Source organism: Streptomyces sp. NPDC048277, assembly GCF_040652235.1.
In the GTDB taxonomy this organism is placed as follows: Bacteria; Actinomycetota; Actinomycetes; order Streptomycetales; family Streptomycetaceae; genus Streptomyces.
The window spans coordinates 423,646-443,010 of sequence record NZ_JBEZLQ010000002.1; the positions used below are offsets into that span (position 1 = coordinate 423,646).

Genomic DNA, 19,365 nt, shown 5'->3' on the forward strand with positions numbered 1-19,365 from the left:
GACAATGGGCCGGGAGGCATGCTGCGAACCATGTCCGCCACGAACGCCGACGACGACCGGACCTTCCTCGCAGCCACCGCCGACCGCCTCGCCGCACTCCCCGCGGTGCGGGCCGTCGCCCTCGGCGGCTCCCGTGCCCAGGGCACCCACCGCCCCGACAGCGACTGGGATCTCGCCGTCTACTACCGGGGCTCCTTCGACCCCGCCGATCTGCGGGCCGTCGGCTGGCAGGGCGAGGTCTCCGAGGTCGGCGGGTGGGGCGGCGGGGTCTTCAACGGCGGGGCCTGGCTGACGATCGACGGACGGCGCGTCGACGTGCACTACCGGGACCTCGACGTGGTCGAGCGGGAGCTGGCCGAAGCGGCGGAGGGACGGTTCCGGGTGGAGCCGTTGCTGTTCCATCTCGCCGGGATTCCCAGCTACCTGGTCGTCGCCGAGCTGGCCGTCAATCGCGTGCTCAGGGGCACCCTGCCCCGCCCGGCGGCCTACCCGGAGAAGCTGCGCGCGACCGCCCCCGCACGCTGGCACGGCGTCGCCCGCGCCACCCTCGCCTACGTCAGGGCCGACCACGCCCCGAACGGCCGGCTCACCGAGGTCGCCGGCGCCGTGGCCACGGCTGCTCTCCAGACCGGGCACGCCGTCCTCGCGGCCCGCGGGGAATGGGTGACGAACGAGAAACGGCTGCTGGAACGCGCCGGGTTGCGGGGCGTCGATGACATCCTCGCCGAATTGCGCCCGGAATCCGGGGTACTGGTCAGAGCCGTCGACGCCGCCGAGCGACTTTTCGGTGCCGCATGACCCTGTTTCCCCGCTCGAAAAATGCCTGGGAATCGGCCGGTTGCCACTGCTACCGTCCTTCACGTGGCGAAACTCAATCAGATCATCGCGGTCGAGAAGGGCATCAAGTCCAAGGCGCATCAGGACCTGACGTCGGCTCATCACGGGCTGCAGAAGCCCGCGTTGCTGGCCGGTATCTCGCGGACTTATCAGCCGAAGGACGAGGAGGGCGAGCAACTGCCGCCCGAGTCCACGCGGGTTCAGGTGCAGGCCGAGGACGTGCTGCGGGAGACCTCGGCCACGCTGACGCGGCTCTTCGACGTGACCGCCACCAAGGACTGGGCCAACTGCGGGGCCAGGGCCGATGTGAAGGTGGACGGGCGGGTGCTGGTCGCCGGTGTGCCCGTGGCCTATCTGCTGTTCCTGGAGAAGCAGCTCGTCGATCTCAACACGTTCGTACGGAAGCTGCCCGTGCTCGACGCCTCCGAGTCGTGGGTGCAGGACCCGTCCACCGACGCCTGGAAGACCGAGCCGGTAAGGACCCTGCGGACCAAGAAGGTGCCCCGGAACCATGTGAAGGCCGAGGCCACCGAGAAGCATCCGGCGCAGGTCGAGGTGTACTACGAGGACGTGCCGGTGGGGTATTGGACCACCGTGAAGTTCTCGGGCGCCCTGCCCGCCCGCAGGGTCAACGAACTTCTCGACCGCGTCGAGAAGCTGCAGCAGGCCGTCAAGTTCGCCCGGGAGGAGGCGAACGGCGTCGACGTCGACGACCAGCGGGTCGGGGACGCCGTGTTCGGCTACCTCTTCGGGTAGCCCACAGAACTCCCCGGTCCCTGGTGGCCGGGGTGCGCGAGGAGCGCAAGCTGAAGCTGAGGCTTGTCGTGACGAGCGGTCGTACCCCACAGAACACGGGGCGGACCGCGTTGAATCTCAGACTCTCGCTCCAGACTCAGCATTCGCCGCCGATCGCCGGATCGACCGGGCCCGGGCCCCAGCACGTCGAAATGCAGGTTCAAGTCCTGCCCGCGCAGCTCGATGCGTGGTGGTCCAAAGGAAGGACGCGGCGACCTCACGACTGACCCGGGTTCTCAAGTGTGCCGGCGTGTGACGATGGGTGGCATTCCGGGGCCCGGGGGCAGGCTACGCCCTCGGGCCCGCTCGCGTTTCCACGGTCCCGTTTCGACGTTCGCGTATCACCGTGAACCGGGCGCGCATGAAATTGCGTTCATAAAGAACACGGCTCGACGGGCCATTTGTCACGCCCGGGAAATACAAACGAACCTTCCCGCACGGGATCGCGATCTACGGTGGGTACCACCCAAGCCAACAGCCCGGCCGCCGTCGTCCGAAGGCACACCCCCGCCCTCGCCCGGACAGGAGCCCCGTGCCCCCTCGTATCGCCCTGCCGCCCTGGCTCGCCCACGCCCTGCGCGCCCAGCGCGGGCCCGTGCCCTGGAACGCGGTGACGCGAGGAGCGCTGGCCGCCGGGCCGTTGCTGCTCGCCGCGGTCATGCTGCACCGCACCTCCCTCGGCGTCGTCGCCGCCATCGCCGCCATGCTCGCCGGGATCAACGACCGTCCGGGAAGTCGGCGGGCCGCCGTCCGGCGGCTCGGGGTCCCCGCGGTCGCCGGTGCCCTCGGGCTGCTCGTCGGGACGTACGGTGGCGCGCACCTCGCCGCCGTACCGCTGACCCTCCTGCTCACCGGGCTCGGACTGGTCGCCGGTGGGACGAGTGCCGTCGGGCCCGTCGCCTCCGGGGCCGGGACGCAGCTACTGGTCGCCTCCGCCATCGGCGCCGGAATGCCGGTCGCCGAGGCGGGCTGGCAGCGGGCCCTCGCCTTCCTCGCCGGGGCCGGGTGGCTCATCCTGCTGCGGCTCGCCCTGCCCACCCCCGGCGCGATCGCCGGCGACTACCGCTTCGACGGGGAGCGGGACGCCGTCGCCGCCGTGTACGCCGCCGTCGCCGACCTCCTCGACGCCGTGGGGAGCGAGGCGGCCGGCACCAGGAGGGCTGCCCTCACCGCCGCCCTCGACCACGCCCAGGACGCCCTCACCGGGCCTCGGCTGCGGCGGTACGCCAGTTCCGCCGCCGAGCGCCGGCTGCACGCGCAGTACGCCGCCGCGCTGCCCCTCGCCGAGGCGGCGACCGCTCTCGCATGGGCCGGAGAGCCGGTATCCGCACGGGCGGCCGAAGGGCCCCGGCGGCTCTCCCTCACCGTCCGGGACAACGGCAGTACCGGGCCGCTGCCCGCGCCGTCCCGGTCGGTTCCCGCTCTGCGCGCGCTGGACGACGCCCTGCTCCGCGCCGCCGAGGCCTTCGACCGGGCCGAGGGCGCCGAGCAGCGCCCGCCCGCCCGGCGCCGCAGCGCCCTCGACATCGTGCGGGCCGCGCTCGGCAGCGGCGGGCGGGAGTACGGGCTGCGGGTCGCCCTCTGCTTCGGCGCCAGCGCCGCCATCGCCCAGGCCCTGCACCACGCCCGCTGGTACGGCGAGCACCAGCACTGGTACTGGCTGCCCGCCACCGCCGTCTTCCTCGTCAAGCCCGACCTGGGACCGCTCGCCTCCCGGGTGCTGTGCCGGGCCGCGGGGACGGTGCTCGGCGCCCTCGTCTTCGCGGGCTTCGCCGTCGTACTGCCCCGGCCCGAAGGGCTCATCGCCCTGGTGGCCGTCTGCGGCGCGCTCGTCCCGGTGGCCACCCGGCACTTCGCCGCCCAGACCGCCGTCGTCACCGTCCTCGTGCTCGCCCTGGTCATGGTCGGCGGCGAACCGCAGGCCTCCGTCAGCCGGATCGGCGAGACGCTGCTGGCCTGCGCGCTCGTGCTGATCGTCGGCCATCTGCCGATGGCGGGCAGGCGGGGCGGCGGGGTACGGGCCCGGCTCGCGGCGGCCGGACGGGCCGCACACGCCTACCTCGACCACGTGCTGAGCGAGTCCGACGACCGCGCCGAACGCTGGGCGCTGCGCCGCGAGGCCTACCGCACCCTCGCCGAGGCCCGCACCGCCATCGCCCTCGCCGCCGCCGAACTCCCCGCCCTCGCCCGGCACACCGAGGGCACGGACGCGGTGGCCGCCGTACTCGAACGGCTCGTGGACACCACCACCGCGTGCGCCGTGCACCTCGACGACACCGGGCGGCTCACCGCCCGGCACACCCGGCAACTCGACGAACTGGCGGGAGAACTGGAGCGCGGCGGGCAACGACTCGGCCTCGCGGTGCCGCGGATGCCGGTCGCGGCCTGAAGGCTCGAAGGCTCGAAGGCCTGAGCGTCCGAAGCGGGCTCACCACACGACGGACGTAGCGAAACAAATCTCCGGCCGCACCGATGAGTTCTGTCGCCCCCGGCGGTCACCACCCGGAACCGACCGTCGGACAGGAGGGCCCATGTCGCTTCCGGAGATCGTCTCGCGTGAGCGGTGGCGTGCCGCGCGTGAGGAGTTACTGCTCAAGGAGGAGGCGCTCACACGCGCGCGGGAGGCACTCAACGCCGAGCGGCGCCGGCTGCCCATGGTCGAGGTGGACGCCGAGTACGTCTTCGAGGGCGGCGACGGCAAGGCGACCCTGCTCGACCTCTTCGACGGGCGCGCCCAACTGATCGTCCACCACTTCATGTTCGCCCCCGAGTGGGAGGCCGGCTGCCCCAACTGCGCGGCCTTCCTGGACCAGATCGGCCATCTCGCCCATCTGCGGGCGCGCGGCACCTCGTTCGCGGTGGTCTCCCGGGCGCCGTTCACCAGAATCCTGCCGTTCAAGGCGCGGATGGGCTGGACGCTGCCCTGGTACTCGTCGTACCACAGCGACTTCACCCGCGATTTCAACCGTGACTTCGGGGCGACCCTGGTAGTGGACGACGAACCGGTCGAACGACCCGGGATCAGCTGCTTCCTGCGGGAGCACGACCGGGTGTTCCACACCTACTCGGCCCATGACCGCGGACTCGACGGACTCGGTTCGACCATGTCCCTGCTCGACCTGACCGCGCTGGGGCGGGTGCCCGAGGGCAGCGACCGGGTGCGCTATCACGACGAGTACGAGGACTGAAGCGGACCGTCACGGACCTGGCTGAAAGTCAACGGACCCTCACACTCCGCGCCGGTGGCGTGTCGGCTATGTCTCAGTACCGTCACCGGGCGAGCCATTCGTGTTCTCCAGAGCGTTAACTCCTACAAGTACGACGCATTTCTGGAGGTGCAGGATGGTGAACGGGCGAACCGTGCTCGAACGCTTTCCCGCAGGCGGACCGCGAGGATCATGGCCTGCGGAGGAGTTCGCACAGGCCAGGCGGCTGGAAGGGCTGCCGGCAGAGGTCGTGATGGACCTGGCGACCGACACGTTCCTGGTGATCGTGCGCGGAGACGTCGCAGAGAGCTAACCCGCCTTGCGGGCCGGGAGCTTCACCGTGAACTGGTCCGCCTGGAGCGCGTACAACTCCGCGTAGACCCCGCCGCTCGCCAGCAGTTCCTCGGGGGTGCCCGACTCCACGACCCGGCCCTGGTCGAGGACATGCACCAGATCGGCATGGCGGACCGACGCCAGCCGGTGGGTGATCAGTACGACGGTCTGCCCGCTGCCCGCCAGCGCGCGGATCTTCTCGAAGACCTCCAGCTCGGCCCGGGCGTCCAGGGCGGCCGTCGGTTCGTCCACGATCAGGATGTGCCCGCGCCGGTAGGCGGCCCGCGCGATACCCAGCCGCTGCCACTGGCCGCCGGACAGCTCGTGCCCACCGCTGAAGTTGCGGGCCAGCAGGGTGTCCAGGCCGCGCGGCAGATCCTCGACCACCTCCTCCGCGCCGGCCTCGGCGACCGACGTGGCCAGCCGCTCCTCGGTGAGCGGCGCCGACGAGCGGCCGACGGCCACGTTCACCTTGGCGGTGAACGGCCAGCGCTTGAAGTCCTGGGCGACCATCGCGATGCGCTCGGCGAGCCGGTGCCGGTCGGCCTTCGCCGCGTCGACCCCGTCCCACAGGATGCGGCCCCGGTCCGGCTGGTACAGCCCGGCCAGCAGCTTGACCAGGGTGGTCTTGCCGGAGCCGTTCTCACCGACCAGTGCGACGATCCGGCCGAGGGGGAACGTGAGGGTGACGTCGTCGAGGGCGGGACGGGTGGCATTACCGCGATCATCACCCGCCTGATCACCTGGATCATCGCTTGGATCATCACTCGGATAGGTGAACGTGACGTTCTCGAAGCGGATCTCCCGCGGGTCCTCGGGCAGTTGGTCGCCGCCGACCGGGATCGCCCGTTCGGCCGCCTCGACGTACAGCCGCTCCAGATCGCCGACGAACAGCGCCTCCTCGTGCAGTGTGTTGATCTCCAGCACGAGCGTGTCGAGGCTCGCCGAGCCGGTGCGGATCGCGATCACCGCCGTACCGGCCACCGACAGGGCCATCGCCCCGCTCAGCAGCAGCGCGCCCAGCGTGGCGTACGTGGCGACGGTCGCGAGGCCGGTCCAGGCCGCCGCGATCAGACCGGTACGGGCGGCCAGCCTGGCCAGCCGGGCCTGCTCGGCCTCCGCCGTCTCCGACATCGCCCGGAAGTGCCGCAGCAGGAACGGGCCGACCCCGTGCACCCGGATCTCCGGCGCCGCCTCCGGCTCGGTGAGCAGGGCGCTGATCAGATGGCCGGCGCGGGCGTGCTGGATCCAGGTGTGGAACGACTCGTAACGGCGCCGGGCGTTGGTCAGGGCGCCCCAGGCGCTCGGGATCGTCATCGTGATCAGCAGCGGGAGCAGCGCCGGGTGCAGCACGGTCAGCACACCGGCCGCGGCGATCAGCGAGATCATCGCGTTCACCACGCGGGTGCCGTAGCTGATCATGCGGCGGGCGGAGGAGGCGCCGTACTGCGCGGTGTCCAACAGCTTGTGGAAGGCGTGGTCCTCGATCGCCGCGAGCTCGACGGCGGCCGCCCGCTCCAGGTACATCTCGGTCGCCACCCGCTCGACCTTGGGTTCGAGACGGCCCGTGGCGTACGTCGAGGCGGCGCGCAGCAGGGCGGCCACCAGCAGGACCGCGGCCATGATCACCAGCGCCGGGGCGGCGCCGCGCAGCCGCTGCTCGATGGCGCCGCTGCCGATCAGCCGGCCCAGCACGCTGTTCACGGCCAGCAGGCTCACGGCCTGGGCCACGCCGACGCCCACCTGTGCCGCCAGCACGATACGCGCGGCCTGGGCGTCGGCCTGCCGGGCCAGCCGCAGACTGGAGGAGAGCATGCCGGGCAGACGGGTCACCATGGCGCGGAAGTCCAGCTCCAGGAAGGCGTCCCCGTGCTGGTTCCAGCCCATGTCGTAGCGCAGCGGCCCTCCGAACAGCAGGCGCTCCGACTCCGACACATCGGGTGCCACCGTGTCCTGCCTCTTCCTCACCGCGATCCTCCCGGGGCCGTCGACGAACGGCCACTATCGCGGGCAGAACGGCCGCCCGGCAGGGCGTGCGACAGGGATCCCGGGGCACGGGGGAGTGCGCGGGGGGTGTGGGCCGGGGACGGCCTGGGCGGCCGGGGCCGCCTGGCGGGCTGAGCGGCCTGGCGGGCTGTGCGGTGAGGGCGGCGGCGGGCTGAGCGGTCCGGCGGCCAGGGAGGTCTGGGCGGTGTGGGCGGTGTGGGCGGTCTGTCAGGCTGGGCGGGCTGGCGGTCTAGACGGGCTGAGCGGTCCGGGCGGTCCGGCGGCCTGCGCGGCCAGAAGACATGCCGGATCCTCTGCGCGGGTGGCCGGGTGGCCGGGTGGCCGGGTGGCCGGGTGGTTGGGCGGGTCTGGGGTGCGGTTGACCGGGCCGGTCTCCGGTGCGCGCGGTCGAGCCGATCTACTACCCGAGCGGCCGGGCCGATGTCATGCCAGCCGTCTTGCGATGCCGGCTGTCCTGTGGGCTGGTCTCGCGATGGCGGCTGACAAGCCGGGTCGGTTCGTAGGGCTGGCCAGCCAGCGGGCTCGCCGGCTGTCGTGTCGGCGAGACGTGCGTTGCTGGCTGTCATGCCGGGCGGTCTCGCGAGGCTGACCGATAAGCAGGCCGGTCTCGCGCCGACGCGCCGCCGGTCTCGCGCCGCCGCGCGGTCGGGCGTCGGCCGGCCGACCTCACGCTGCCGTCGGCCAGCCCCGCGCAGCGGTCACGCGCTCAGGGGGCGGGACCACTCCGGGGTCGTGCCCGTCACCCGGCACAGGGCGAGGTACAGCGGTATCGGCGGGGTGTACGGCACCGTACCCGCGGGTCGGTGGATCAGACGGGCGGCGCCGGGGAGCGGGGCGCCCGCGCTGTATTGGGCCGGGGCCGGCCAGGTGAGGGCGTAGTCGGAGTCCGCCGGAACGATCCACCACCAGTGCGTGCCATCGGCGTACACGCATCCCACCCGCGGCAGCCGGGGCACGACCAGCGGTCCGAGCCTCGCCGGTACGGCCACGGCGTCGCAGCCCAGGGGGGTCGTCATGCCCTCGGGCACCGGTGATCTCCGGGAGTCGCCGCCCGTCGCCGGCCACCGGCCGCGCTTGAGGCGGACCAGGGTGTCGAGGCCCAGCGGCCGGCCGACCCCGGCGGTGCCGCTCATGCCGGCCTCCGCCGGGGCACCCCACCCAGCGCCTGCGACTGCCCCTCCTCGCCGGAACCCGGAGAGGGACGGTGCACCGGACTGTGCGCCGGACCCCGGGACGAGCCACGTGACGTACCGGGCTCGGGGCGGGCTCCCCAGCCCAGGTCGTTACGGGGCTCGGCGGTGTCGCGGGCCGCGTCGGTCTGGCGCGGCAGCTCCGCCCAGACCAGCAGCCCGGGCCCGTGCTCCTGCGCCCCCCAGGCCAGGCACAACGCGTCGACGAGGAGCAATCCCCTCCCGTGCTCCTCCTCCGGCCGCTGTGGGGACGGGTGGGGTTCGTCGGGAGAGCAGCCCTCGTCGTGCACGGCTATGCGCACCGTGTCGTCGTGGTCGTGCAACTCGCACACGACGCGACTGCTCGCGGTGTGCACGATCGCGTTGGTGACCAGTTCGGATATGACGAGCGCGGCGGTGTCACAGGTGTCCGCGCAGACCGACCAGCCGGTCAGCCGGGCACGCACCAGGCGTCTTGCCTGGGCGGGGGAACCCGGATGAGCGGCCAGCTCGAACCGGAACCGGCGCTCGGCAGCGCCCTCAACAGGGGCGACTCCCGTGGCAGCGCCGAGACCGACACGGTCCCCGGCGGCGTCTGTTCCTAAAGGCGCGGACGGAATCACGCTTGCCACTATCGCCCCGCCGTGAACACTTGGCAAGTGTCACTCTGAAAAATGCAGAGTGCTGTGTGACGCGGTGAAAGGCCGTGGCACACTGCTCGCAACAGCATGTCGAGCGGCGCCAGTTGGGATCAGTGAGGATCCGGCGGACCGATCCGGCCTATGCGGCACGATGTGACGGACTGTGAACAACCCGGGCGATCCGGTCGTTCCAGCCGGTCCGGTTGTCCTGGGTGCCGTGGTCGTTCCGTCAGATTTTCGAATGAGCCTTCGAACGGCGCCGCCGGGTTGTCAGCATGCCTGGTGACACCTGTAGGTGCCTGGAGATGTGGACGGCCGTGACACCGGTGAGCCCAAGCGGCGGCCCGGCCAGGGAACTTCGTGGAGGTGGAGCGTGAGCGAGCCGCGGTCCGCGCCGACGGTGGGCCAGGTGGTCCTCGGCCGGCGCCTCCTCGACCTACGGGAACGCGCCGGGCTCAAGCGCGAGGAAGCCGCCCGCGTACTCCGGGTGGCGCCCGCCACCGTCCGCCGTATGGAGATGGCCGAGGTCGCGCTCAAGATCCCGTACCTCCAACTGCTCCTGAAGGCCTACGGGGTGACCGACGACGAGGCCGACCTCTTCGTCCGGCTCGCCGAGGAGGCCAACAAGCCCGGCTGGTGGCAGCGGTTCCACGACATCCTCCCCGGCTGGTTCTCCATGTACGTCAGCCTGGAGGGCGCGGCGAGTCTGATCCGTTCCTACGAGCCGCACTTCGTCCCCGGGCTGATGCAGACCGAGGACTACGCGCGCGGGGTGCTGAAGTCGGGCGCCATCGGCCAGACCCAGCCGGAGGACATCGAGCGCCATGTCGCCCTGCGCATGCAACGCCAGGAACTGCTCACCCGTCCCGACGCACCCCGTTTCTGGGCGGTGATGGACGAGACCGTCCTGCGCCGCCCGGTCGGCGGACCGGAGGTGATGCGCGCGCAGATCGACCGACTGATCGAGGTCACGAAGCTGCCCAATGTGACGCTCCAGGTCGTCCCGTTCTCTAGCGGGCCGCACCCGGGGACGTACGGGCCCTTCGTGCTGTTCCGATTCGCCATGCCCGAACTGCCGGACATGGTCTACAGCGAGTACCTGACCGGCGCCGTCTACCTGGACGCGCGCACCGAGGTGGCGACCCATCTCGAGGTCATGGACCGCATGGCGGCGCAGGCCGCTACGGCACAACGCACGAAGGAGATCCTCCGGGATCTCCGCAAGGAGCTGTGAATGGATCGCATCAAACCCCAGTCCGGGCCGCGGAACCGCACCGAGCGGATCTACAACGGCATGCCCGCCCGGGAACTGGGCAGCGAGGGCTGGCACAAGCCGTGGAGCGGCGGGAACGGAGGCAACTGCCTGGAGGCGATGAAGCTGGCCGACGGCCGGATAGCCGTCCGCCAGTCGACCGACCCGGACGGACCGGCGCTGATCTACACCACGGACGAGATGACGGCTTTCATCGAAGGCGCCAAGGCGGGGGAGGCCGACTTCCTGCTCTCCTGAACCCCTTCTGTCTCTGTCTGCCTCCTTTTCTTTCTTCTTATTCAACTTCTTTGTAATGGTGCTGAATTGATCATCGACCACGTCAGACGTCTACGGAGTACCTCGTGATCGACACCAGCAAGCCGCACCCGGCGCGCATGTACGACTGGTATCTCGGCGGCAAGGACAACTACCCCGTCGACGAGGCGATGGGCAGGCAGATGCTGGCCCTCGACCCCCGGGTGCCGGTGATGGCCCGGGTCAACCGCGCCTTCATGCACCGCGCCACCCGCTGGCTGGCCGAGCACGGCGTACGGCAGTTCCTGGACATCGGCACGGGCATCCCGACCGAGCCCAACCTGCACCAGATCGCCCAGGGCGTCGCGCCCGAGTCCCGGGTCGTCTACTGCGACAACGACCCGATCGTGCTGGCTCACGCGGCGGCCCTGCTGCGCGGCACGCCCGAGGGGGCGACGGAGTACCTCCAGGCCGATGTGCGTGACCCGGCGGGGATCCTGGCCGGCGCGCGCGAGGTCCTGGACCTCGACCGTCCGGTCGCGCTGTCGCTGGTCGCCCTGCTCCACTTCGTCTCCGACGAGGACGGGGCGCACGCGCTGGTCGGGCGGCTGCTGTCCGAACTGCCGTCGGGCAGCTACCTGATGATGACCCACGCCACCGCCGACTTCACTCCGGAGGAGTCGGCGGCGGCCACCGCCAAACTCAAGGCGTCCGGGGTCACGCTGGCGCTGCGCTCCCGGGAGGACTTCGGCCGCTTCTTCGACGGCCTCGAACTCGTCGAGCCGGGCGTCGAGGTGCCGCACCTGTGGCATCCCGAGCTGGGCGAGCCCGTTCCCGGTCAGGACGACGGGGTGATTCCGGGGTACGGGGCGGTGGCCCGGAAGCCGTAGGTCTAGGCGGAGGGGCGGTGACCGCCAGCTGGGGCCGGTGGCCAGGGCTGGTGGTCACGGCCGGTGGTCACCGGCCGGTGACCGGGTGCCGGTCTCCGCAGGGCGCGTCAGCCGTCGCCGGCGATCCGCGCCCCCGCCTCCACCCTCACCCTCACCGCCGTCCCTCCCCTATACGGTCATCGGCCGGTCGTGCGGCGATATCGGCGACGGCAGCTGGGAACTCCCGGTCAGGTAGCGGTCGACGGCCGTTGCCACCGCCCGCCCCTCGGCGATCGCCCACACGATCAGCGACTGCCCGCGCGCAGCGTCCCCGGCGGCGAACACGCCCGGCACGTTCGTGGTGAACTCCGTGTCCCGGGCGATCGTCCCGCGCGGCTCCGTCACCACCCCCAGCTGGTCGATGAGCCCGTCCTCACGGTCGGGCCCGGAGAAACCGAGGGCGAGCAGCACCATGTCGGCCGGCAGCGTCCGCCCGGTCCCCGGGACCGGCAGCCGAGCCGCGTCCACCTCCACCAGATGCAGCGACCGCACATGCCCGCTGTCGTCGCCGGTGAAGCGGAGCGTCGACGCCGCGAACAACCGCGCGTCCGCGTCCGCCGCGGGCGCCGTCTCCAGGTCCCGCGCCTCCTCGTGCGCCGCCGACAGCCGGTAGAGCTTCGGATACGTCGGCCACGGCTCGAGGTCCTCGTCCCGCTCCGCCCCCGGCTGCGCGTAGATGTCCAGCTGGGTGACCGATGCGGCCCGCTCCCGCAGCGCCGTCCCCAGGCAGTCCGCCCCCGTGTCACCCCCGCCCACGATCACCACATGCTTGCCCGCCGCCGACATCGGCGACTCCGTCAGATCTCCCTCGCACACCCGGTTGGCCAGCGGCAGATACTCCATCGCCTGGTGTATCCCGTCCAACTCCCGGCCCGGCACCGAAAGTTCCCGCCACGCCGTCGCCCCGGTCGCGATCACCACCGCGTCGTACCGGGCACGCAGCTCCGCCGCGCCCACGTCCCGCCCGACCGTCACGGACGTACGGAACTTCGTCCCCTCGGCCCGCATCTGCCCGAGCCGCCGTTCAAGATGGTGTTTCTCCATCTTGAACTCGGGGATGCCGTACCGCATCAGCCCGCCGAGCCGGTCGTCCTTCTCGTACACGGCGACCGTGTGACCGGCCCGGGTCAGCTGCTGCGCCGCCGCGAGCCCGGTCGGCCCCGAACCGATCACCGCCACGGTCCGCCCGGACAGGCGCTCCGGCGGCCGCGGCGACGCGAACCCCTCCGCCCAGGCCCGGTCGGCGATCGCGCACTCGACGTTCTTGATCGTGACGGCCGGCTGGTTGATCGCCAGCACACACCCCGCCTCGCAGGGCGCCGGACACAACCGCCCGGTGAACTCGGGGAAGTTGTTCGTCGCGTGCAGCCGGTTGCTCGCCGCCCGCCAGTCCTCCCGCGACACCAGGTCGTTCCACTCGGGGATCAGGTTGCCCAGCGGACAGGCGTCATGGCAGAACGGCACCCCGCAGTCCATGCAGCGGTCCGCCTGCTTGCTGATGATGGGCAGCAGCGCCCCGGGGACGTACACCTCGTCCCAGTCCCGGACCCGCTCCTCGACCGGCCGCCGCGGCCACTCCTCGCGCGGCGTGGTCATGAAACCCTTGGGATCGGCCATGGTCGTCTTCCTCGTGTGCGTCTACCACGAGCCGTGCATCATCGGGCGGCACTCTTTCGGCCACAATACGTCCGCTCGGTGACGACCGCAGAGTGGCTGACAGCGCTTTCTGCGGGGTCTTCCTCAGGAGGGAGTCAGCCCGAAGCCAGCAGGAGACCAGTAGGGAGCCAGCAGGCGGCCAGTTTTCTCCCACGTCCCCCTCAGGACAGGGCCAGTACATACACGACCGCCGCCGCGGCCGACGCGAGCGTGCGCACGTGGTTCCACAGCGTCCACTCACGCACATACACCGGCCAGTAGGAGGCCGCCTCGGCGGTGCCCGGCTCCAGCTTGGCCAGTGTCTCGTTCCGGGGCACGTTCACCACCACGGTCAGCCCGAACGAACCGAACACGTACAGCGCGCTGGCCAGCAGCAGTTCCACCTTCCCGGCGTCCGGCCACAGCACGAACGTCACCACCGCGATCATCGCGCACAGCACCGCCGACCCGGCGAACACCAGCATGAACGCCGGCGTCAGGGCGGCACGGTTGATCGCGTTCATGGCCGCGACCCCCTGCGCCGGCGGCAAGGAGGCCAGTCCGCGCATCACAAAGGTCGAGAACCCGCAGAACACCCCCGCGACCAGCCCGGTCCCCAGCACCCCCAGCAGCACGAGTACGAAATACGGCCCGTCGATCACGACCACCACACCCACTCTCGCCCTGGACACCTCCGCCACTCAAGTCAATGCCCACGAGCCACCCCATCCCATGGCTGTGAAACACGTCCACATACGCATCCGTCCAAAAACACCCCCCGTAGCCACTCCATCAGCACCTCGGCGGTGCCTGCACAGCCCTGCCCGGCGTCAGCCGGTCAAGCGGACCTGCACCCCGGCCTCCCACTCCCGCAGCACCGCCTCCACCGTCCCCGCGATGCGCCGCCGTGCCTCGTACCGCGGCACCCCGCTCATCAGCAGCTGGTCGTACGGCGTGTCCACGTGCCGCACCCCCGCCACCACCGCCGATATCACCGCCCCCTCCGACAACGCCCGCCCGGCCGCGGTCCGCCCCACCCGTCCACTGCCCCGCACCGACGCGTGCGCCGCTATCGCCCGCGCCCGCTCCACCGGACAGCCCGGGAACAACCGCAGGATCTCCGCCGCGAAGGCCTCCGTGAACCGCACGTCCTGTGCCGTCCGCCGCTTCGCGTCCCGCGCCCGGCGCCGCCGCCGTGCCTCGGCGTCCGCCAGACACCGTGCCTCGGCCCGGGCCAGCGCGTCCTCCTCGACCAGGACACCCTGCCGCTCGTAACGGCTCTTGCGCCGGTTGAACCGCACCACCACCGCCGACAGCGAGCTCTCCTCCCGCGACCGCCGGGTCAGCGCCGTGTCCCCGCGGGGCAGGAACACCAGATGCCCGAGATCGGCGCACTCCAGACATCGCGGCGCCCCGTCCTCCAGCACCAGCAACGACAACGGCCCTCGTCGGCACGCCACACACCGCTTGTGCCGAACGGGCTGCACGACCAGAAGTCCACCGTGATGAGGGGGAGTTGCGAGGCGCGTCATATGCGGTACTTTCCCCTTTCCCCGGACCGATCCCACGTCTTCCACCGGTGTCCGCCGGCACGAACGACCGTGTCTGCGCCGGAACCACCCGGGCGTGCCTCAGGGGGTGTCCGGCGGATCATGCCGGCGTGGCGGGGCCTGCCACGCACTCCCCCCACTGCCTTAAAGGCGTGGGGACCCCCAGCCGCGTTGTCGTCGGTCGCCGACGTCCCCCAGCCTTCGGCCGGGAGGTGCCCCCACCGCGTCGCCCGCCGCGGCAGCGGCTGATGGGCTACGCCTCCTCCGCCTTGCAGTTGCATGCTCCCCCACACTTGAACAACCTCGCGTGGGAGGACCCCCACGACCCCGCTCGCGGTCGGCCGAGAAGCGCTGCCACTTGCAGCCGACCCGATCCGCCGGACACCCCCTGGCGGTCGACCCGGCATCATGATCCCGTGCGACTCGAAGCGATCACCTGGGACCGGCTCGCCGAGCGTCTCGCCGAGCGGCTGGACGAACTGAAGCCCGCCGACGGAGGCGCCTGGCCGCGCGTCGCCTTCGACGGTGCCCCGGCCGCCCAGCCCGGGGACCTGGCGGAGCGCGTCGCGGAGGCGCTGCGCGTACGGGGCCGGCCTTCGCTCGTCGTGGGTGCCGAGGGCTTCCTGCGCCCCGCCTCACTGCGCCTGGAGCACGGCCGTCGCGACGCGGAGTCCTACTACGGCGGCTGGTTCGACACCAACGCGCTCTGGCGGGAGGTTTTTGGCCCCCTCGACCCCGGCGGGACCGGCCGCGTCCTGCCCGACCTGTGGGACCCGGCCACCGACCGCGCCACCCGCAGCCCCTATGTCCAACTCCCTCCCGGTGGCCTCCTGCTGCTGCACGGGCCGCTTCTGCTGCGGCACTGGTTCCCGTTCGACCTGACCGTCCACCTCCTGCTGTCTCCCGGCGCCCTGCGCCGCCGCACCCCCGAGACCGACCACTGGACCCTCCCCGCCTTCGAGCGCTACGCGGACGAGACCGACCCCGCCGGCTCGGCCGACGTCCTGGTCCGGGCCGACGACCCGCGGCACCCGGCATGGAGCGGCTGAGCGGCAGCGTCCGCGGCCGGGCCGGCGAAACGCTTTCTGCGGGCGATCCGGCAAACCCCTTTTATATGTGCGTGCATGTAACTAGCCTGATCGCATGACGACCTTATCGAACGCTCCCGTCACCTTCGACGACTCCGTCCGGGCCCTCCTCGACGGCAAGAACTTCGCCAGCGTCGCCACCCTCGGCCCCGGCGGCGCCCCGCAGAACTCGGTGGTCTGGTTCAAACGCGAGGGCGACACGGTGCTGTTCTCCTCCACCGACGGCCGCCAGAAGGTGCGCAACCTCCGCAGGGACCCCCGAGTCAGCCTCACGGTCTTCGATCTGGCCAACCCCTACCACTCGGCCGAGATCCGCGGCACCGCCGAGATCCTCCCGGACGAGGACAAGCGGCTTCCGTACGAGCTCTCCCACAAATACCTCGGCATCGACCCGCCCGCGGAGAAGGAGGACGAGACCCGCGTGATCATCAGGGTCGTCCCGCGGCGGGTCGTCGCCTTCTCCGCCTGAGCCGGCCTCGGGGATCCTCGCGGCTCAGAGCCAGCCGTTGCGCCGGAATCCCCGGTACAGCGTCAGACACGCCGCGGATATGACGCCGATGACAAGCGGATAGCCGAACCGCCAGTGCAGCTCCGGCATGTGATCGAAGTTCATGCCGTACACCCCGCACACCATCGTCGGCACGGCGATCACCGCGGCCCAGGCCGTGATCTTCCGCATGTCCTCGTTCTGTGCCACCGTCACCTGCGCCAGATGCGCCTGGAGGATGGAGTTGAGCAGTTCGTCGAAGGCCGCGATCTGCTCCTTGGCCCGCATCAGATGGTCGAACACATCCCTGAAGTAGGTCTGTATCTCCGGGGGGATCACCCGTATCGGCCGGGCGGTCAGGTCCTCCATCGGCCGGCCCAGCGGTACCACCGCCCGCTTCAGCTCCAGGAGTTCACGCTTCATCTGGTAGATCCGCCCCGGGTCGGCCCGCGCGCCGTTCTCCGCGAACACGTCCGCCTCGACCTGGTCGATGTCGGCCTGCACCGAGTCCGTGACGTTCAGATAGTCGTCGACCACATGGTCCGCGATCGCGTGCAGCACCGCCGCCGGACCCTTGGCGAGCTGACTCGGCGTGGTCTCCAACTCCTCCCGCAGCGGCCCCAGCGAGCCATGCCGGCCGTGCCGTACCGTGATCACGAAGTCCTCGCCGACGAACACCATGATCTCGCCGGTGTTCACCACCTCGCTGGTCGCCGTCAGCTTCTCGTGCTCGACGTAGCAGACCGTCTTGAACACCGCGAACAGCGTCTCGCCGTACCGCTCCACCTTCGGGCGCTGATGGGCCTCGACCGCGTCCTCCACGGCCAGCGGGTGCAGGTCGAACAGCTCGGCGATGCCCGCGAACTCGCTGTCCGTCGGCTCGTGCAGCCCCAGCCACACGAACCCCTCGCCCTTCTTGCGCACCCGCTCCACCGCGGAGAAGAGGTCACTGCACTCCGGGACCCGCACCCCGTCCTCGTACGTCACACAGTTGACCACCGAGGAACCCAGCGGGGACCGCGCGTGATGGTTCAGGTCGACGCGGGGCCGCCGCCGGGCCAGCCGCGCCACCTTGCGCAGCCCGCCGGCCCTGCCCAGCCCCGTGACCTTCCGCAGATTCCCTGCCATCGTCATCCGGATCTCCTTGCGTGGATCCCCTCGCACAACGCCTCCGCGCCTTGCCCGGCAAGTCTGCCAGCCCGGCGTGAGACGCGGGTAAGCCTGGGGGAGCAGGACATTCCGGTAAGTTCCCGCCTGTGGACAAGCGGCTTCCGGCTCCTGTTCCCACAGGTCCACAACGAGTGCCCCGAGTCCGATGCCCGTCCCCCCTGCGCCGAACCGGAGCGTCGGCTGTCCCGGACAAGCCGGGCAACTGGGATCATCGCTTCATGACACGAGCCGACGGATATCTCCTCGACAACCGCCAGAGCGAGGCCGGACAGCGCTTCGACGCCTTCGCCGCCCTCTTCGACCCCACCACCTTCCGGCACCTCGAGGCACTCGGCCTCGGACCGGGCTGGCGGTGCTGGGAGGTCGGGGCCGGCGGCACCTCCGTGGTGTCCTGGCTGGCCGAGAAGGTCGGCCCGACCGGTCAGGTCGTCGCCACCGACATCGACACCTCGCTGATCGCCGCGGCCGCCCGGCCACCGGTCGAGGTCCGCACCCACGACGTCGGCGCCGAAGAGCCGCCGGGGGAGGGCTTCGACCTGGTGCACGCCCGGCTCGTCCTGGTCCATGTGCCCGACCGGGAGCGGGCGTTGCGCTCCATGATCAAGGCCCTGCGCCCCGGCGGGCGACTGCTGATCGAGGACGCCGACCCCGCCCTCCAGCCCCTCACCTGCCCCTACGAGTACGGCCCCGAGCAGCAACTCGCCAACCGGCTGCGCCAGGGCTTCCGCAAGCTCCTCGCCGAACGCGGCGCCGACCTGTCGTACGGCCGCAAGCTCCCGCGGCTGCTCCGCGAGACCGGGCTGCACAACGTCGAGGCCGACGCCTACTTCCCCGTCGCCTCGCCCGCCTGCACCGCCCTGGAGTCCGCCACGGTCCGGCAGATCCGCGGCCGGCTCGTCACGGCTGGCCTGGCCACCGACGAGGAGATCGACCAGCACCTGGCCAACGTCGAGGCGGGCACCATGGACCTCGCGACGGCCCCGATGATCTCGGTGTGGGGCCACAAGCCGTAGTCCAGCCGCACACGACGTATTCCGTCGTCCGTAGTCCGTCGTCTGTTGTTCGTTGTCCGCTTGGCCCGGTCAAGGCGCCGGGTCGGCCGCGGGCGGTCTGGCACCCACGCGTTCCACCGCCCGCGCGCCCGCCCGGCAGCCCCGCGCCGCCGCCTCCTCGGGCTCCGCGCCTGCGACGAGTGCGGCGAGGAACGCCCCGGTGAAGGCGTCACCGGCGCCCGTGGTGTCCCGGGGCGCCGCCGGGGCCGCCGGGACCCGCGCGAGAATGTCGCCGGCCCTGGCGACCAGAGCGCCGTCCGCCCCCGACTTGGCGACCACCAGGGGCACCTGGCGGCTCAACTTGGCCGCCGCGTCCGCCGGATCGGGCAGTCCGGTCAGCAGACACGCCTCGTCCCGGCTCGGCAGCAGGATGTCCACACCCTCCACGAGCGCCAGAAAGCGGTCCACGCCCAGCGCCACCAGGAACCCGGCCGACGCCGGATCCAGACTCACCGGCACGCCACGCGCGCGTGCCGACGCCAGTGCCACCGCCACCAGCGCCCGGCTGGGCTCGGAGAACAGCAGATAACCGGAGAGATGCAGCCGGACGACCCCGTCGAGCAGCGCGTCCGACCAGTCGGCGGGTTCCAGCCGCAGGGACGCCCCGCTGTCCGTGAGGAACGTACGTTCGCCGGAGGCGCCGTTGTCGACGAGGCAGATCACCGTTCCCGTCGCGGCCTCCGGATCCACCACGAGCCGCGGCCGCACCCCGGCGGCGACCAGCTCCCGCTCGTGCCACTGCGCCGCGTCCGCGCCGACCCGCCCCAGCAGCCGTACGTCCGCACAGCCCGTGTGAGCCGCCCAGCAGGCCACGTTGGCGCCCGCGCCGCCGGGCAGCGTCCGGATCACGGCGGCCGTGTCGGTGCAGGCCGCGAGCGGCCCCGTGTGCCGGGCGACGACGTCGGTGACGACGTCTCCGACGACCAGCAGCGCTCCGCCCGAGCCCGGCGGCACGGCCC

Annotated in this window: 18 protein-coding genes; 10 read left to right on the plus strand and 8 right to left on the minus strand. The window is 71.6% G+C overall.

All coding sequences use genetic code 11. The features are described 5' to 3' along the window. The first annotated feature begins 30 nt into the window (after positions 1-30). The 4 genes from AB0D85_RS06595 to AB0D85_RS06610 all read left to right on the plus strand — a co-directional run bounded on the left by AB0D85_RS06595 (position 31) and on the right by AB0D85_RS06610 (position 4,820). Positions 31-798 (plus strand): nucleotidyltransferase domain-containing protein, encoded by a 768-nt coding sequence (locus AB0D85_RS06595; protein ID WP_362314529.1) that lies wholly within the window; start codon positions 31-33, stop codon positions 796-798. Positions 799-861: 63 nt separating this feature from the next. Then, on the plus strand, positions 862-1,593 hold the full coding sequence (locus AB0D85_RS06600) for a hypothetical protein (protein WP_362314532.1): 732 nt from the start codon (positions 862-864) through the stop codon (positions 1,591-1,593). A 649-nt stretch (positions 1,594-2,242) separates the two neighbouring features. Continuing rightward, positions 2,243-4,021, plus strand: coding sequence for an FUSC family protein (locus tag AB0D85_RS06605; protein WP_362315216.1), 1,779 nt, complete (start codon positions 2,243-2,245; stop codon positions 4,019-4,021). A 142-nt stretch (positions 4,022-4,163) separates the two neighbouring features. Beyond that, entirely contained in the window at positions 4,164-4,820 is a 657-nt protein-coding gene (locus AB0D85_RS06610) for a DUF899 domain-containing protein (RefSeq protein WP_362314535.1), read from the plus strand. Between the two features lie 327 nt (positions 4,821-5,147). On the opposite strand, the gene AB0D85_RS06615 is transcribed toward AB0D85_RS06610, so the two are convergent. From AB0D85_RS06615 to AB0D85_RS06625, 3 genes are all read right to left on the minus strand, one after another. Further along, complete coding sequence (locus AB0D85_RS06615) at positions 5,148-7,058, minus strand: ABC transporter ATP-binding protein (RefSeq protein ID WP_362315219.1); 1,911 nt, start codon at positions 7,056-7,058, stop codon at positions 5,148-5,150. Between the two features lie 818 nt (positions 7,059-7,876). Further along, entirely contained in the window at positions 7,877-8,311 is a 435-nt protein-coding gene (locus AB0D85_RS06620) for a hypothetical protein (protein WP_362314538.1), read from the minus strand. Next, entirely contained in the window at positions 8,308-8,856 is a 549-nt protein-coding gene (locus AB0D85_RS06625) for an ATP-binding protein (protein ID WP_362315221.1), read from the minus strand. The genes AB0D85_RS06620 and AB0D85_RS06625 overlap by 4 nt, the downstream gene beginning before the upstream one ends. Before the next feature lie 505 nt (positions 8,857-9,361). On the opposite strand from AB0D85_RS06625, the gene AB0D85_RS06630 reads away from it, so the two are divergent. From AB0D85_RS06630 to AB0D85_RS06640, 3 genes are all read left to right on the plus strand, one after another. Beyond that, positions 9,362-10,222 (plus strand): helix-turn-helix transcriptional regulator, encoded by an 861-nt coding sequence (locus AB0D85_RS06630; RefSeq protein ID WP_362314541.1) that lies wholly within the window; start codon positions 9,362-9,364, stop codon positions 10,220-10,222. Then, complete coding sequence (locus AB0D85_RS06635) at positions 10,223-10,498, plus strand: DUF397 domain-containing protein (protein ID WP_089100964.1); 276 nt, start codon at positions 10,223-10,225, stop codon at positions 10,496-10,498. It abuts the gene before it with no gap. Between the two features lie 104 nt (positions 10,499-10,602). Then, positions 10,603-11,385 (plus strand): SAM-dependent methyltransferase, encoded by a 783-nt coding sequence (locus tag AB0D85_RS06640; RefSeq protein ID WP_362314544.1) that lies wholly within the window; start codon positions 10,603-10,605, stop codon positions 11,383-11,385. A 168-nt stretch (positions 11,386-11,553) separates the two neighbouring features. Here AB0D85_RS06640 and AB0D85_RS06645 read toward each other — a convergent pair whose 3' ends face one another. From AB0D85_RS06645 to AB0D85_RS06655, 3 genes are all read right to left on the minus strand, one after another. Beyond that, positions 11,554-13,041: a glutamate synthase subunit beta gene (locus tag AB0D85_RS06645; RefSeq protein ID WP_362314547.1), complete on the minus strand. Its 1,488-nt coding sequence runs from the start codon at positions 13,039-13,041 to the stop codon at positions 11,554-11,556. A 200-nt stretch (positions 13,042-13,241) separates the two neighbouring features. Next, entirely contained in the window at positions 13,242-13,721 is a 480-nt protein-coding gene (locus tag AB0D85_RS06650; protein WP_362315223.1) for an anthrone oxygenase family protein, read from the minus strand. A 168-nt stretch (positions 13,722-13,889) separates the two neighbouring features. Further along, positions 13,890-14,591, minus strand: coding sequence for a DUF2293 domain-containing protein (locus AB0D85_RS06655; protein ID WP_362314550.1), 702 nt, complete (start codon positions 14,589-14,591; stop codon positions 13,890-13,892). Positions 14,592-15,025: 434 nt separating this feature from the next. Here AB0D85_RS06655 and AB0D85_RS06660 point away from each other — a divergent pair, with 434 nt between their 5' ends. Together AB0D85_RS06660 and AB0D85_RS06665 are read left to right on the plus strand one after the other, a co-directional pair. Next, complete coding sequence (locus AB0D85_RS06660; protein WP_362314554.1) at positions 15,026-15,658, plus strand: uridine kinase; 633 nt, start codon at positions 15,026-15,028, stop codon at positions 15,656-15,658. A 94-nt stretch (positions 15,659-15,752) separates the two neighbouring features. After that, positions 15,753-16,166: a PPOX class F420-dependent oxidoreductase gene (locus tag AB0D85_RS06665; protein WP_362314557.1), complete on the plus strand. Its 414-nt coding sequence runs from the start codon at positions 15,753-15,755 to the stop codon at positions 16,164-16,166. A 24-nt stretch (positions 16,167-16,190) separates the two neighbouring features. Here the strand turns inward: AB0D85_RS06665 and AB0D85_RS06670 are convergent, their stop codons facing one another. Further along, the gene (locus tag AB0D85_RS06670; RefSeq protein ID WP_362314560.1) at positions 16,191-17,318 is read right to left on the minus strand and encodes a magnesium and cobalt transport protein CorA; all 1,128 of its coding nucleotides are present in this window, start codon (positions 17,316-17,318) and stop codon (positions 16,191-16,193) included. A 254-nt stretch (positions 17,319-17,572) separates the two neighbouring features. Between AB0D85_RS06670 and AB0D85_RS06675 the strand changes: the two genes are divergently transcribed. Next, a complete protein-coding gene (locus AB0D85_RS06675) occupies positions 17,573-18,367 on the plus strand; it encodes a methyltransferase (RefSeq protein ID WP_362314562.1) in 795 nt (264 codons plus the stop codon). A gap of 69 nt (positions 18,368-18,436) precedes the next feature. On the opposite strand, the gene AB0D85_RS06680 is transcribed toward AB0D85_RS06675, so the two are convergent. Further along, entirely contained in the window at positions 18,437-19,360 is a 924-nt protein-coding gene (locus tag AB0D85_RS06680) for a PfkB family carbohydrate kinase (RefSeq protein WP_362314565.1), read from the minus strand. Between the last annotated feature and the right edge of the window lie 5 nt (positions 19,361-19,365).

Coding starts and splice junctions, on each gene's coding strand:
- AB0D85_RS06595 (WP_362314529.1), top strand. CDS start 31: ATGTCCGCCACGAACGCCGACGACGACCGGACCTTCCTCGCAGCCACC.
- AB0D85_RS06610 (WP_362314535.1), top strand. CDS start 4,164: ATGTCGCTTCCGGAGATCGTCTCGCGTGAGCGGTGGCGTGCCGCGCGT.
- AB0D85_RS06615 (WP_362315219.1), bottom strand. CDS start 7,058: ATGGGCTGGAACCAGCACGGGGACGCCTTCCTGGAGCTGGACTTCCGC.
- AB0D85_RS06620 (WP_362314538.1), bottom strand. CDS start 8,311: ATGAGCGGCACCGCCGGGGTCGGCCGGCCGCTGGGCCTCGACACCCTG.
- AB0D85_RS06635 (WP_089100964.1), top strand. CDS start 10,223: ATGGATCGCATCAAACCCCAGTCCGGGCCGCGGAACCGCACCGAGCGG.
- AB0D85_RS06645 (WP_362314547.1), bottom strand. CDS start 13,041: ATGGCCGATCCCAAGGGTTTCATGACCACGCCGCGCGAGGAGTGGCCG.
- AB0D85_RS06655 (WP_362314550.1), bottom strand. CDS start 14,591: ATGACGCGCCTCGCAACTCCCCCTCATCACGGTGGACTTCTGGTCGTG.
- AB0D85_RS06665 (WP_362314557.1), top strand. CDS start 15,753: ATGACGACCTTATCGAACGCTCCCGTCACCTTCGACGACTCCGTCCGG.
- AB0D85_RS06670 (WP_362314560.1), bottom strand. CDS start 17,318: ATGACGATGGCAGGGAATCTGCGGAAGGTCACGGGGCTGGGCAGGGCC.
- AB0D85_RS06675 (WP_362314562.1), top strand. CDS start 17,573: ATGACACGAGCCGACGGATATCTCCTCGACAACCGCCAGAGCGAGGCC.